This window comes from Ochrobactrum sp. P6BSIII (assembly GCF_014138065.1).
Classification (GTDB): Bacteria; Pseudomonadota; Alphaproteobacteria; order Rhizobiales; family Rhizobiaceae; genus Brucella.
Genome location: NZ_JACGXB010000012.1, coordinates 83,398 through 95,853, shown reverse-complemented (window position 1 = coordinate 95,853; position 12,456 = coordinate 83,398). Strand labels below are relative to the sequence as shown.

Genomic DNA, 12,456 nt, shown 5'->3' with positions numbered 1-12,456 from the left:
ATGCATCATCCGCACTATCGTAGTGAAACGATGATGTCATACCGAACGGAGGGATGAATGTCCGAAGCCCCAGAGCATGCGAACCAGGAGCTTCCCGAACGCGAGAGCATGGAATTTGACGTTGTGATCGTCGGCGCAGGCCCCGCGGGCCTTGCTGCAGCGATCCGCCTGAAGCAGGTCAATCCAGAGCTTTCAGTGGTGGTCCTTGAAAAAGGCGGGGAAGTCGGTGCGCATATCCTGTCTGGCGCCGTTGTCGATCCGGTGGGTATCGACCAGCTTCTGCCGGACTGGCGCGACGATGAGGGGCATCCTTTCAAGACGCCGGTGACGGACGATCAATTCCTGTTGCTGGGTCCCGCAGGTTCAGTGCGTTTGCCGAACTTTGCCATGCCGCCTTTGATGAACAATCACGGCAATTACATCGTGTCGCTCGGTAATGTCTGCCGCTGGCTCGGCACGAAGGCCGAAGAGCTGGGCGTCGAAATCTATCCGGGCTTTGCTGCGACCGAAGTTCTGTATAATGACGAAGGCGCTGTCATCGGTGTGGCCACCGGCGACATGGGCGTTGAGCGCGACGGCACGCATGGGCCGAACTATACGCGCGGCATGGCGCTGCTCGGCAAATATACGCTGATCGGCGAAGGCGCACGCGGTTCGCTGGCCAAGCAGTTGATCTCGAAGTTCAAGCTGGATGAAGGCCGCGAGCCGGGCAAATTCGGTATCGGCCTCAAGGAATTGTGGCAGGTCGATCCGTCCAAGCACAAGCCGGGTCTGGTGCAGCACTCGTTTGGCTGGCCGCTCGACATGAAGACCGGCGGCGGTTCGTTCCTCTATCACCTCGAAGACAATATGGTTGCGGTCGGCTTTGTGCTGCACCTCAACTATAAGAACCCGTATCTGTCGCCGTTTGAAGAATTCCAGCGTTTCAAGACGCATCCGGCCATCAAGGATGTCTTCGAAGGCGGCAAGCGTCTGTCCTATGGCGCACGCGCCATTACCGAAGGCGGCTTCCAGTCGGTGCCGAAACTGTCCTTCCCGGGCGGCGCGCTGATCGGTTGCTCGGCAGGCTTCGTAAACGTGCCGCGCATCAAGGGCAGCCATAATGCGGTTATTTCCGGCATTCTCGCCGCCGACAAGCTGGTGGAAGCCATTGCAGCCGGTCGTGCCAATGACGAGCCGGTCGAGATCGAGAACAGCTGGCGTTCGAGCCTGATCGGCAAAGACCTGAAGAAGGTTCGCAACGTCAAGCCGCTGTGGTCGAAGTTCGGCACGGTGATCGGTGTCGCTTTGGGCGGTCTCGATATGTGGACCAACCAGTTGTTCGGCTTTTCGTTCTTCGGAACGCTCAAGCACGGCAAAAACGACGCGCAGTCGCTCGAACCGGCGGCAAAGCACAAGAAGATCGACTATCCGAAGCCCGATGGCGTTCTGACGTTTGATCGCCTGTCGTCGGTGTTCCTGTCGAACACCAATCATGATGAAAACGAACCGATCCATCTGCAAGTCCGCGACATGCAGTTGCAGACGTCGTCGGAACACGATGTTTTCGCTGGCCCGTCGACGCGCTATTGCCCGGCAGGCGTCTATGAATGGGTTGACAAGGACGGCAACTCGGCTGCTGATCCAAGCGCCAAGGATGTTCGTTTCGTCATCAACGCGCAGAACTGCGTGCATTGCAAGACTTGCGACATCAAGGACCCAAACCAGAACATTAACTGGGTGCCGCCACAAGGCGGCGAAGGACCGGTCTATGTGAACATGTAAATGTTCACATGAGGCGTCTGTTTCGGCCAGACACACTACCTAGCAGTCGAGCAACTGCTAGGTAGCATCCGGCAGGAAAATCGTGGCTTCCATAAATGTCACGGCGTTGCCGCGCAGGATAACGCGGTCCCCGACCAATTCGCAGTCGAGCCATCCTCCACGCGCCGACGCCTGATAGGCGGTCAGCTTGTCGCGCTGCAATCGCGAAGCCCAGTAGGGCACAAGCGTGGCATGGATGGAACCTGTCACCGGATCCTCCGGAATTCCCGCCCCCGGAACAAAATAGCGTGACACAAAGTGTGCCTTTGCGCCGTCCGCTTCCTGGCCTGTCACGACAAGACCGACGGAGCCGAGAAGGGCGATGGCCGCCAGGTCTGGAACGAATTTGCGCACAGCCTCGGCGCTGCCAAGATCGGCAAAGAAATTTTCGAAGTTGCGAAAGATGTGAACCGGCGGTTCAACGAAAATATCTGCAATTTTGTGTGGCAGCGCATCGATAGGTTCTGGCGACAGACGGGGAATGTCGAGACTGTATCCGTTGGTCTCTCGCGATACGCTCAGTTCACCAACCCGCGTGTGGAAGACGAGCAATGTGTCCGCCCTTTCCGTGGTGAAGAGGACATGCGCTGTTGCGAGGGTGGCGTGGCCACAGAAATCAACCTCAAGCGCCGGGGCGAACCAGCGCAAATCCCATGCGCCATCGGGGCGGGCTTTGACAAAGGCGGTCTCGGCGAGATTATTCTCCTGCGCAATCGCCAGCATTTGCGCATCCGGCAGCCAGTCTTCAAGGATGAGGACAGCAGCCGGGTTTCCTGCGAAGACTCGATCGGTGAATGCATCGACCTGATACATTTGCATGCGGAAAGCTCCTTGCTGTGGATGATGCTGCCGTCGCACGTGAAATTCAGCAGCAGCATCCACTGGGATTCCGCATCTTAGTCAAGGTCTGAGCCGTGAACTGCTCGTTATTGAAGCATAACGGACTGCGTTTCCGATTCGTCTTCGTCCGGGCGCACCGGGGCTGGAACGGAGAAGTCCAGCCGCACCGGCAGATGATCCGACCCGGCGTCTTCGCGGGCTGAAACCTTGGGCGAAACAATATCCGCGCTGGTGAAAATCTGATCGATAGGCAGGCCGAGATAAGGCGCCAGTGACACCGGCAGGAAGGACGGGAACCATGTTCCGCCAATGCCGGTCATATGCATGGTCTTCGATGCGACCTCGACCCGGCGAACGGCATTGCTCCACGGCACGGCGTTCAGATCACCAGCGATGATTGTCGGCCCCGCCAATTGCTTCAGGCCCGGTTCGATATAGCCAAGCTGATAGGGCTGCCAGCGCGGCCATGGCCATGAAAAATGCAGCGAGGCCACATTGATATGCGTGCCACCGAGATCAACGGGAGCGATGGCGAGCAATCCGTCACCGATGCATACAGGCTGACCGCCTTCAACGAAGGGACGGCGGGATAGAATGCCGACCCCCCAGGTTCGCGAATCTTCACGGCAGCTGAGACGATAGGGATAGGTGGCCTGAAGAATATCCACCCACTTTGTCCACTGCTCGCTGGCTTCCTGATAGGCGATGATATCCGGCTTTTCGCGGGCGATCATCTGCAAGATGCGCTTTGGCTCCGGATTGTCCTCGCGCAGATTGATCTGAACGAGGCTGTAGCGCGGCCCCGTAGTTTCGGCAGTCGTCGCGCCTGCAGAACCGCTGAGAAAATCACGCGCCATGCCGAATGTAGTGCTGAGGGCCATGATGGCGAACAGCAGCAGCATTGCGCCTTCGCGCCGCATCTTCGTGAAGAGCAGTGGCAGGGCGAGCACGATCATCAAGACGGCAAGATGCGCGCGAAAATGCGAAAATGTATCAAGCGCAGGATGAACCGCGCCGAGAAATCCCAGCACGAGCGGGACGGACACGGCCACGGCGGCAAGCAGCAACAGGAAGGGGATATTCTCACGGCTTTTCGACATGAGATGCCTCTAGCGATTGAATACGGCGCGATGATGGAAGGCGAAGGGAAGGGAGTAGGGGAATAAGGGAATAGCGGAGTATGTTTTTGCAAGAAGGTTTCTTGGCGCTTCTGCATGAAACAGGGCTCCAACATATTCCCTTACTGCCCTATTCCCCTACTCCCTTAACCTCACTGGAACGCCGTTTCGTAGAAGCTTCTGAGCTTGCGCGAATGCAGACGTTCATCCGGCATGGCGGCGATTTTTTCGACCGCGCGAATGCCAATCCGCAAATGCTGCGCCACCTGCCGCTTGTAGAACTCGGTGGCCATGCCCGGCAGCTTCAGTTCGCCGTGCAGCGGCTTGTCCGAGACGCAAAGCAGGGTGCCGTAGGGCACGCGGAAACGGAAGCCGTTGGCGGCGATGGTGGCTGATTCCATGTCGAGTGCAACCGCGCGCGCCTGCGAAAGACGCTGTACCGGGCCGCGCTGGTCGCGCAGTTCCCAGTTGCGATTGTCAATGGTGGCAACGGTGCCCGTGCGCATGATGCGTTTGAGATCATAGCCTTCGAGGCCGGTGATTTCTTCAACCGCTTCTTCCAGAGCGACCTGAATTTCCGCCAGCGCGGGCAGGGGAACCCAGACCGGCAGGTCGTCGTCCAGTACGTGATCCTCGCGCATATAGGCGTGGGCCAGCACATAGTCGCCAAGCTGCTGGCTGTTGCGCAGGCCTGCGCAATGGCCGAGCATTAGCCATGCATGCGGACGCAGCACGGCAATATGGTCGGTGATCGTCTTGGCATTGGAAGGCCCGACGCCGATATTGACCATGGTGATGCCGGAATGGTCGGAGCGCTGCAAATGATAGGCAGGCATCTGCGGCAGACGCGCCAAAGGGGTGCCCTCGCTTGGCGCGGTTTCGCCTGCACGGGTAATCAGATTGCCCGGTTCCACGAATTGTTCGTAACCGCCGCCGCCTTGCGCCATCAGATCGCGGGCATAGGCGCAGAACTCGTCCATGTAGAACTGATAGTTGGTGAAGAGCACGAAGTTCTGAAAATGCGCCGGGCTCGTCGCCGTATAATGCGCCAGCCGGTGCAGCGAATAGTCGATGCGCTGTGCCGTGAAAGGCGCAAGCGGCATAGGTTCGCCGGGCGCTGGTTCAAAATCGGCATTGACGATCTTGTCGTCGGTCGCAGCCAGATCAGGCACGTCGAAAAGATCGCGCAGCGGATGCTGGAAGGCGCTGGCAACGGACGCCTCCACATAGGTGCCTTCCATGAACGCGAAATGGATCGGGATCGGCGTGGACGACTCGCGTACCGTCACCGTCACGCCGTGATTGCGCATCAGCAGGCGGATCTGTTCGTTCAGATAATGATCGAACAGATCGGGACGGGTAATGGTCGCGGAATAGTCGCCCGGCGTTGAAACATGGCCATAGGCCAGCCGCGAATCCACATGCGCGAAGCTCGATGTGGAAAGGCAAATTTCGGGATAGAAGGCGCGGTATCGTTGTGCCGGGATTTCGCCGCGCGCCACTTTTTCGAAAGCATCGCGCAGGAAGGCTGTGTTGCGATCATAAAGCTTTTGCAGGGCGGCAACCGCCGCACTCGCGTCGGTAAACACCTCTGGCTCGATCGGCGCTGGTGTTTTGATTTCGTTGAGAAATGGCTGTTCGATTCGCTGTGTCATGGCTCAGTATAGCAGAGTTCACGACGATGGAATGACGCAGTTATGCGGTTCGTTGCAGGCTGACATAAAGCACAAGGCCAATGCCGCTCATCTTGCTGTGCTGGCCGATTTGCGTATAGGCGAAGGTGGCGGCCGGGCCGGTAAAAATTGCAGTGAAGAGGAATACCCGCAGGGCGATGCCCGCAGTCGAGCGAATGTTGGCGATCATGGCCGTGGCCCCGGCTTGACCTGGGCGGAAGCCAGCGGACCAAACGCCGTCTGGTCACGATAGGTGTCGTGTTTCCTGTCGGCGAATACACCAGCGACAATCGCCAGTCCGGCGATCAGTAGCCATACAATCGTCAAGCGTCTCAGCAACATGAAAGCCCCCAAAAGGTTGAAATCCGTCCTTGTTGCTGCCCAGTTTAGCGAGCGCGCCTGAACCACATCTGAGGCTGCCGTTCATGCGCGGTTCAAAAATATTGATGTTCCGTTAAATGCGCCGCATTGGCCTTGTGCCTGTCGAAATGGGTCTTATGTTTCCCATCATTGGAATGCGGGAAGGATCCCTCCCAAATCCGCCGCACACTCTCGAACGAGTTGGAGAAAGCCCATGGTTGAACAGACAAAGCCCATCGAGCTGTATTATTGGCCAACGCCGAATGGCGTCAAAATCAGCATCATGCTGGAGGAACTTGGCGTTCCCTACGAGGTCAAATACGTCAATATCGGCAAGGGCGACCAGTTCCAACCGGACTTCCTGAAGATTGCCCCGAACAATCGCATGCCGGCGATCATCGATCCCGAAGGTCCGGGCGGCGAGCCGATCTCGGTTTTCGAATCCGGCGCCATTCTCCAATATCTCGGACGCAAATTCGGCAAGTTCTACCCGACGGACGAGCGCAAGCGCGTGGCTGTTGACGAATGGCTGATGTGGCAGATGGGCGGGCTGGGCCCAATGTCGGGTCAGGCGGGGCACTTCCGTCTCTATGCGCCGGAAAAGGTGCAGTATGGCATCGACCGCTACACCAACGAGGTCAATCGTCTCTATGGCGTGCTCAATCGTCAGCTCGAAGGCAAGGATTACATCGCGGGCGAATATTCCATCGCCGACATGGCCAGCATTGGCTGGGTGAATGCTTTCAAGAACTACGAGCAGAATCTCGATGAATTCCCGAATCTGAAGCGCTGGCACGACACCATGAATGCGCGTCCGGCCGTCGCGCGCGGTCTGGTTGTCGGGAAGGAAGAGCGGGAAAAATCCAATCTGGCCAACGACAAGGAAGCGCAGAAAATTCTCTTCGGTCAGAAGGCGCGTTAAATAAGCGATTGTAACAAGGGCGGCTGTTCAGGCCGCCCTTTTCGTTTGGAAACCGTTGTCGGCGATTATTGGCGCGTCAGGCTTTCGCTCTTGCAGATCAGTCCGCCGAGCACACAGCCCGACAGAGACAGCGTGTTGCCCTTGACGGAAGCTTTGCCCGTATAGGTCTTGCCTTCGTCAAGCTTGTTCACTTCGCCCTTGTAGCTGCCATCCGTGCCGGACATGGTGCCGATGGACTTGCCCTTATATTCGCCGGTCATGACCGTGCCGCAGAACTTGTTGCCGCCGCAGGAAGCATAGCTGATGATCGTGCCGTTCGGGCGCTTCCAGCTGCCCACGATTGCTTCGTCAGCAAGAGCTGGCGCGGCGAAGCTGGCTGCAAGTGTCATTCCAAGAACAAGAGTGCGGATCATTCATTCCTCCCAATGCGCGCCAGTCCCCTCTATCGGGCGGTGGCGCAAGCCGCTTCATTCATTTGCCGTGGTCGCCGTAACCGGGGCCTTCGCTTGATCTCCGGACCCAGATCGCGCCACTCACCAAGCCGACAGTGTTCTCCCCATGTCGTCATGATTTACGCAAACGTAAACGTAAACGAGATTTCGCGAGAGCGGAAGCGGAATTTTCGCATTCATGAGAGCGCTGGGCGAGGGGGTTCCATGCCGTGTGTAAACACCGCAATGCACCATTTCTGCCGACCCCGATTGTCCTATGGTTATCATCCGGTTTCCATGCATTGAGCGGATCTGGATCGATTTTCGGAAAAATCCAGCAATCCGCGAGGCTTGGATGTTTAACAAAATCCCAAGTTTACACGTTGTTGGGATTTTGTTGGTCAGACGTTAAGCATCTGGTTTAACGCGCATTTCAGCCCTGAGGTCTATTCTCTACATCATGAACGGAACGACAGAGACGGCAGTTTCAAGGCGATAACAACCGCCACGAAATAAAGACCGGACGGTTCTCGGGATTTAACAGGGACAAAGAAAAATGGCACAGTTTCAGAGCTTTACGCAGCAGCAAAAGATCGCATCGCAGGACCGCATTCTTCTGGAAATGGGCATGAAATATGCGATTGGTCGCGATTGCGAGATCGATGTGATCGCAGCCCATAAGTGGCTCAACATCGCCGCCATTCGGGGCAACGAAAAGGCCGCTCGGATGCGCAATCAAGTTGCCGCCACCATGAGCAAGACTGAACTGGCCGCTGCCCTTCGCGATGCGCGCGAATGGATGACCACGCACTGAGACTGCGAAACGCATGACCGAAACAAAAAGCCGCCTTCGAAGGCGGCTTTTGTGCGTCAGCTCATGCCGAGATAGCGGCCTGGCTTGTGATTGATTGCAACGATGAGATTCATCGCCACGGCACCGAGCAGTGACAGCATCATATTCTGCCATGGAATGAAAAAGAGTGACGCCAGCATGATCACCAGATCAAGGCCAAGTTGGAACCAGCCCGCCCGAATTCCGTATGCGTCTTGAAGATAGAGCGCCAGAATATTAACGCCGCCGACGCCGGAGCGGTGCCGGAAGAGGGACAGCACACCCATTCCCATCAAGGTGCCGCCCATCAGCGCGGCAAACAGCGGATTAACAGCACTGAAGTCAACGCTCTGCGGGATCAGCCACGCGAAACCTGACAACATGCCAACCGCTACGAAGGTGCGGATCGTGAATGGCCATCCCATGCGCCGCACGGCGAAATAGTAGAAGGGCAGGTTGATCAGGAAATAAAGCAGCCCGAAACTTGTTCCCGTCGCATATTGAATAAGAAGGGCGATGCCGGCTGTGCTGCCGGTCATCAAAGTTGCGTGGCTATAGATATTGATGCCAAGCGCGATGAAAGACGTACCAATCAGCATGGCCATGGCGTCTTCGTACAAGTGATGGCGGTCGAGGCTTGCAACACTGGGCGTGTCAACAAGCGGAGCGGGGCTATCTGCGAGATCTGCCACGTTTAGACTCCAACAGCGATAGCCGGAATTCCGGCTCAAAAAAGTCAAAAACCGGATTGGAAGCCGGCGCTCATTTCAACTGATCTTTGCGCTGTGCGGAGGTGTCGTTGCTTCGATGATCGCACACGAGCGTCAAGTCTTGGGAGACCTCAACAATATAGCAGCGTGAAAGCGCCTTGGCACCATTTGCAATATTGCTATTTTAAGCCTTCCTTTATCGGCTCCCTACAATTTTAGGGCGGTATGCTTTTGATTTATTTCGTCACGAATGCCGTCGAGAAATACGTCTACTTCCCGTGGACTACATAAATGGCGCTTTATGAGATGGTTTGGGGCCTGTTTCATGAATTTGAGTGCGCGAATCCGCCCATTTTTACGATAATCGACCACCCATTTAATGAAATCCCAGTCGAAACGCTCCGGGCAGCCATCGCCCATATCCGGTCACGTGCGGCCATGATATTTCAGGATGCGTCGGACTACCCGCACAAGACGTCGTCCGGTCGAAATGTCGAGGAAAATGAGCATGTCGGCGCGTGACGCACGATGGGACATGGTATGGCTGTGATTGCCTTCGAAGACCCAGCGATTACCATCCGCCGCCTCGTTGGTCATACGGGCGATTTCATCAAGCGGACGCATGACCCATCCGGCTTGCCAGTAGATGGTGTCGATGTGGATGACGGGCAGGTCCAGCAGCTGGCCCAACTCCCGCGCCAGTGTCGATTTTCCCGAACCGGCGCCGCCGATGATCATGATCCGCTGTATCATTCCCCATTGTCCTTAATGCAGTTTCCGCTTAAATACAAAACGGTCAATTTGATGACGTTACTATGTCGTTACTATGAAGGGGGTAGCCATAACGGGCCGAAAATGACCGTTAGAAAATTTGTATTGCTCGCACCTGTAATATTAAGCAAACGATTGACAGTCAATTTCGCCAGGAGCAATGTTGGCGCGGAAAAGGAATGAACGGGAGCAACAGGTTGAGCCTGATTTCTTCTTAATTCCGGCATATGCGGAGAAAGATGAAATTTCCGACATATGCAAATGAGATTGGTCGTGAAGCATCAATCCGGTGCCTTACGATCCAAGGGCCGTATTCGATAGGGAGTGACGCAATGTCCATTCGAACCATCACAGCTTTGGCAGGCACCGCCATTATTATGGGTGCAGCGGCTTTCACCTTCTCTTCGCCCGCAAGTGCGTTGACGATGAAGGAATGTAGCACCAAGTATCAGGCCGCCAAAGACGCCGGAACGCTCGGCAATCTGAAGTGGAACGACTTCCGTAAAGCCCAGTGCGGTGACGATGCCGCAGCCGCACCGGCTGCTGCTCCGGCGAAGCCTGCGGCGGCAGCGCCAGCAGCCAAAACTGCAAAGACGGCAGCTCCTGCGGCTGGTGACAGCGCCAAGGGCCTGACGATGAAGCAGTGCAGCACCAAATATCAGGCTGCAAAGGATGCAGGCACGGATAATGGCGTGAAGTGGAATGATTTCCGCAAGGCTGAATGCGGTGCCGGTGCCGATCCTGTTGCGCTGAGCACGGATGGCAATTCGGAGCCTGCAGCACCGACCGCTGCTGCTCCGAAAGGCATGAAGTTCCCAACCGCCGTTTCTGCGAAATATTCGAGCGAATCGGCTGGTAAGGCACGCATGCACACCTGCCTCGAGCAGTATCATGCATTGAAGGATGCCAATGCACTTGGCGGCCTGAAGTGGGTGCAGAAGGGCGGCGGTTATTACAGCCTTTGCAATGCACGCCTCAAGGGCAATTCCTGATCGATATCGACTCGATATCGCTGAGAAAAAGAGGGGCCGTGAGGCCCCTTTATTTTTGTTTCGAGAACCATCCGGTCAAAGCGACACTCAACCAGCCGAGGATCATCAGGCTTCCACCGGTTGGTGCAGCAAGTGGAAAGAGCCGGTTACCCGTGATGTCGCGCATGAAAAGATCGCCGCAGAAGAGCGCCAGGCCGACGACCAGAAGCGCACCGCCGATTGTGGCTGCACGGCTGGCGGGGGCAAGCAGAGCCAGCACAAGCAAGGCTGGCGCATGGCCCAGCAGCAAAGGTGCTATGCTGCCGAGATGGTTTTCGCCGCCATGGGCCGCCCCGGCATAGGCTGCGATTGCCAGCGCGCCGCACAATCCGCCAAGCGTGCTGAAAAGTACGTTATGGGGTCTGCCATTCGATAAGCTTGGCATGATGGCTCACTATTCAAACAGTTTCGGTGCTTTTGATGGATTGGCGGGCGTCTTCCAATGCGCCGGGCAGGGCGGCTTCGAAAACATCCAGCTGTTCTTCGATCCCCACACTCACGCGAATGCAGCGGTCAAGAACCGGCGCGCCCGGCTTGCGCACGAAAACATCGCGCGCGATCAGTCCATTCATTATGGCCGTGGCAAATGCCGCGTCGCGGCCGCAATCAATAGCCACGAAATTGGTTGCCGAAGGAATAGCGCTCAAACCGTTGGCTGCCGCATAGCAGCGATACGGTCGCGACCTGCATGGATTTTCGCGACAACATCCTTGAGATAGGCCCGATCTTTAAGCGCCGCGATAGCGGCCGCTTGTGCTACGCGGTTCACGGCAAAATGGTCACGAATCTTGTCGAAGGAGCGGATCGCTTCGGCGCAGCCGACAACATAACCGCAGCGAATGCCAGCCAGCCCATAGGCTTTTGAGAAGGTACGCATGCGGAGGATATTCGGCCGATCTGTTTCAAAAGACGGGAACGCCGAATCGGGCCCAGTCTCGCAATAGGCTTCATCCAGAATGAGCATCGTCGTTTCAGGAATGCCCTCGATGAAGGACAGGATATCAGCCCCTTCATGCCAGGTACCCATCGGGTTGTCGGGATTCGCGACATAGAGGATGGCGGCGTTCTCGCGCTTTGCCGCGGCGAGCAGGCCGTCCAGATCGGATTTATCGTTGCGATAAGGGACGGTGACCAATGCGCCGCCGTAACCTGCGACGTGGTAATTGAAGGTCGGATAACCGCCAAGCGAGTTGATAACCTTATCGCCTTCGCGAACATATTGCCGAACGACCAGCCCAAGCAGAGCATCAACGCCAGCGCCGGGCATGATGTTTTCCGCTTTCACACCATGATGGGCTGCAATGGCGTGGCGCAGTTCGTAGTTTTCGGGGTCGCCATATTTCCAGACCTCGGCGGCTTCGCGTTGCATCGCCTCAATCACCGATGGTGCCGGGCCAAAGCTGCTCTCATTCGCACCGATGCGGGCTTTGAAAGGCTTGCCACGCTGCAATTCCAGCGTTTCTGGACCGATAAACGGCACGGTTGAAGGCAGCTTTTCGACAAGAGGGGTGAGGCGGGGTGATCCCATGGCGATATCCAGTCAGCTTTCAGTCAGGCAATGAAGGCGGCTTGCTCAGGCGAGATGGTCCGCAGCTGTTACCACGTGGCCGTTCGTCCTCCCGATTAAAAGGCATAGCAAGTCATGTCCGTTGGTTCCACCTGAATGGTGAGAAAAGCGTCTGTCGGATGTGCGGCAGTTTGTTTGCTGGCTGTAGCGACGCGAAAAGTTGGGATTATGCCAGTGGACTGTTCGGGCGAAGGCGTTTCACCGACCTCAATCGTTTATCAACATGCTAACTAACGAATGCGTTGAATATTGGTGGTGCTGAGCATCGGCCGCGGTCGAGTTCGTCTGTTTCATTGCGGTTGCTGACATTCCGATCAAGTGTCTATATCCATGGTTCGAAATCATAATCAGGATTGGCTAGATAAGTCCGGCGTTTTGTCCGAACAGGTTTGATAGTT

13 protein-coding genes and 1 pseudogene are annotated in these 12,456 nt (G+C 56.5%); 4 read left to right on the top strand and 10 right to left on the bottom strand.

Annotation, left to right across the window (positions count from 1 at the left end; genetic code table 11):
- Window positions 1-57: 57 nt before the first annotated feature.
- Window positions 58-1,764 (top strand): electron transfer flavoprotein-ubiquinone oxidoreductase, encoded by a 1,707-nt coding sequence (locus tag FHW00_RS17285; RefSeq protein ID WP_078340154.1) that lies wholly within the window; start codon window positions 58-60, stop codon window positions 1,762-1,764.
- 57 nt (window positions 1,765-1,821) lie between these two features.
- On the opposite strand, the gene FHW00_RS17280 is transcribed toward FHW00_RS17285, so the two are convergent.
- The 5 genes from FHW00_RS17280 to FHW00_RS17260 form a co-directional block, all read right to left on the bottom strand.
- Window positions 1,822-2,622, bottom strand: coding sequence for a PhzF family phenazine biosynthesis protein (locus FHW00_RS17280; RefSeq protein WP_078340153.1), 801 nt, complete (start codon window positions 2,620-2,622; stop codon window positions 1,822-1,824).
- Window positions 2,623-2,729: 107 nt separating this feature from the next.
- A complete protein-coding gene (locus tag FHW00_RS17275) occupies window positions 2,730-3,743 on the bottom strand; it encodes an endonuclease/exonuclease/phosphatase family protein (protein WP_078340152.1) in 1,014 nt (337 codons plus the stop codon).
- Between the two features lie 170 nt (window positions 3,744-3,913).
- Window positions 3,914-5,416: an AMP nucleosidase gene (locus tag FHW00_RS17270; RefSeq protein ID WP_078340151.1), complete on the bottom strand. Its 1,503-nt coding sequence runs from the start codon at window positions 5,414-5,416 to the stop codon at window positions 3,914-3,916.
- 40 nt (window positions 5,417-5,456) lie between these two features.
- On the bottom strand, window positions 5,457-5,624 hold the full coding sequence (locus tag FHW00_RS17265) for a hypothetical protein (RefSeq protein WP_171058772.1): 168 nt from the start codon (window positions 5,622-5,624) through the stop codon (window positions 5,457-5,459).
- Complete coding sequence (locus FHW00_RS17260) at window positions 5,621-5,776, bottom strand: hypothetical protein (protein WP_176168358.1); 156 nt, start codon at window positions 5,774-5,776, stop codon at window positions 5,621-5,623. The genes FHW00_RS17265 and FHW00_RS17260 overlap by 4 nt, the downstream gene beginning before the upstream one ends.
- Window positions 5,777-6,008: 232 nt before the next feature.
- Between FHW00_RS17260 and FHW00_RS17255 the strand changes: the two genes are divergently transcribed.
- Entirely contained in the window at window positions 6,009-6,716 is a 708-nt protein-coding gene (locus tag FHW00_RS17255) for a glutathione binding-like protein (RefSeq protein WP_078340149.1), read from the top strand.
- Window positions 6,717-6,781: 65 nt separating this feature from the next.
- On the opposite strand, the gene FHW00_RS17250 is transcribed toward FHW00_RS17255, so the two are convergent.
- Window positions 6,782-7,129 carry a DUF2147 domain-containing protein gene (locus tag FHW00_RS17250; protein ID WP_182514672.1) on the bottom strand — a complete coding sequence of 116 codons (348 nt, stop codon included), beginning with the start codon at window positions 7,127-7,129 and terminating at the stop codon, window positions 6,782-6,784.
- A 574-nt stretch (window positions 7,130-7,703) separates the two neighbouring features.
- On the opposite strand from FHW00_RS17250, the gene FHW00_RS17245 reads away from it, so the two are divergent.
- Entirely contained in the window at window positions 7,704-7,961 is a 258-nt protein-coding gene (locus FHW00_RS17245) for a hypothetical protein (protein WP_078340148.1), read from the top strand.
- Between the two features lie 56 nt (window positions 7,962-8,017).
- Here FHW00_RS17245 and FHW00_RS17240 read toward each other — a convergent pair whose 3' ends face one another.
- The gene (locus FHW00_RS17240; RefSeq protein WP_078340147.1) at window positions 8,018-8,671 is read right to left on the bottom strand and encodes a YitT family protein; all 654 of its coding nucleotides are present in this window, start codon (window positions 8,669-8,671) and stop codon (window positions 8,018-8,020) included.
- A 444-nt stretch (window positions 8,672-9,115) separates the two neighbouring features.
- Window positions 9,116-9,442, bottom strand: coding sequence for a hypothetical protein (locus FHW00_RS24575; RefSeq protein WP_445557974.1), 327 nt, complete (start codon window positions 9,440-9,442; stop codon window positions 9,116-9,118).
- A gap of 350 nt (window positions 9,443-9,792) precedes the next feature.
- On the opposite strand from FHW00_RS24575, the gene FHW00_RS17230 reads away from it, so the two are divergent.
- The gene (locus FHW00_RS17230) at window positions 9,793-10,452 is read left to right on the top strand and encodes an antifreeze protein (protein ID WP_078340146.1); all 660 of its coding nucleotides are present in this window, start codon (window positions 9,793-9,795) and stop codon (window positions 10,450-10,452) included.
- Between the two features lie 49 nt (window positions 10,453-10,501).
- Here the strand turns inward: FHW00_RS17230 and FHW00_RS17225 are convergent, their stop codons facing one another.
- Entirely contained in the window at window positions 10,502-10,876 is a 375-nt protein-coding gene (locus tag FHW00_RS17225) for a DUF423 domain-containing protein (RefSeq protein ID WP_078340145.1), read from the bottom strand.
- 13 nt (window positions 10,877-10,889) lie between these two features.
- A pseudogene (locus tag FHW00_RS17220) lies at window positions 10,890-12,019 on the bottom strand (pyridoxal phosphate-dependent aminotransferase).
- Window positions 12,020-12,456: the final 437 nt, after the last annotated feature.

What these genes read in the sequence shown, in the direction of transcription:
- FHW00_RS17280 (WP_078340153.1), bottom strand. Translation starts at nt 2,622, where the DNA reads ATGCAAATGTATCAGGTCGATGCATTCACCGATCGAGTCTTCGCAGGA.
- FHW00_RS17225 (WP_078340145.1), bottom strand. Translation starts at nt 10,876, where the DNA reads ATGCCAAGCTTATCGAATGGCAGACCCCATAACGTACTTTTCAGCACG.
- FHW00_RS24575 (WP_445557974.1), bottom strand. Translation starts at nt 9,442, where the DNA reads ATGATACAGCGGATCATGATCATCGGCGGCGCCGGTTCGGGAAAATCG.
- FHW00_RS17265 (WP_171058772.1), bottom strand. Translation starts at nt 5,624, where the DNA reads ATGATCGCCAACATTCGCTCGACTGCGGGCATCGCCCTGCGGGTATTC.
- FHW00_RS17275 (WP_078340152.1), bottom strand. Translation starts at nt 3,743, where the DNA reads ATGTCGAAAAGCCGTGAGAATATCCCCTTCCTGTTGCTGCTTGCCGCC.
- FHW00_RS17260 (WP_176168358.1), bottom strand. Translation starts at nt 5,776, where the DNA reads ATGTTGCTGAGACGCTTGACGATTGTATGGCTACTGATCGCCGGACTG.
- FHW00_RS17255 (WP_078340149.1), top strand. Translation starts at nt 6,009, where the DNA reads ATGGTTGAACAGACAAAGCCCATCGAGCTGTATTATTGGCCAACGCCG.
- FHW00_RS17285 (WP_078340154.1), top strand. Translation starts at nt 58, where the DNA reads ATGTCCGAAGCCCCAGAGCATGCGAACCAGGAGCTTCCCGAACGCGAG.
- FHW00_RS17245 (WP_078340148.1), top strand. Translation starts at nt 7,704, where the DNA reads ATGGCACAGTTTCAGAGCTTTACGCAGCAGCAAAAGATCGCATCGCAG.
- FHW00_RS17250 (WP_182514672.1), bottom strand. Translation starts at nt 7,129, where the DNA reads ATGATCCGCACTCTTGTTCTTGGAATGACACTTGCAGCCAGCTTCGCC.
- FHW00_RS17230 (WP_078340146.1), top strand. Translation starts at nt 9,793, where the DNA reads ATGTCCATTCGAACCATCACAGCTTTGGCAGGCACCGCCATTATTATG.
- FHW00_RS17270 (WP_078340151.1), bottom strand. Translation starts at nt 5,416, where the DNA reads ATGACACAGCGAATCGAACAGCCATTTCTCAACGAAATCAAAACACCA.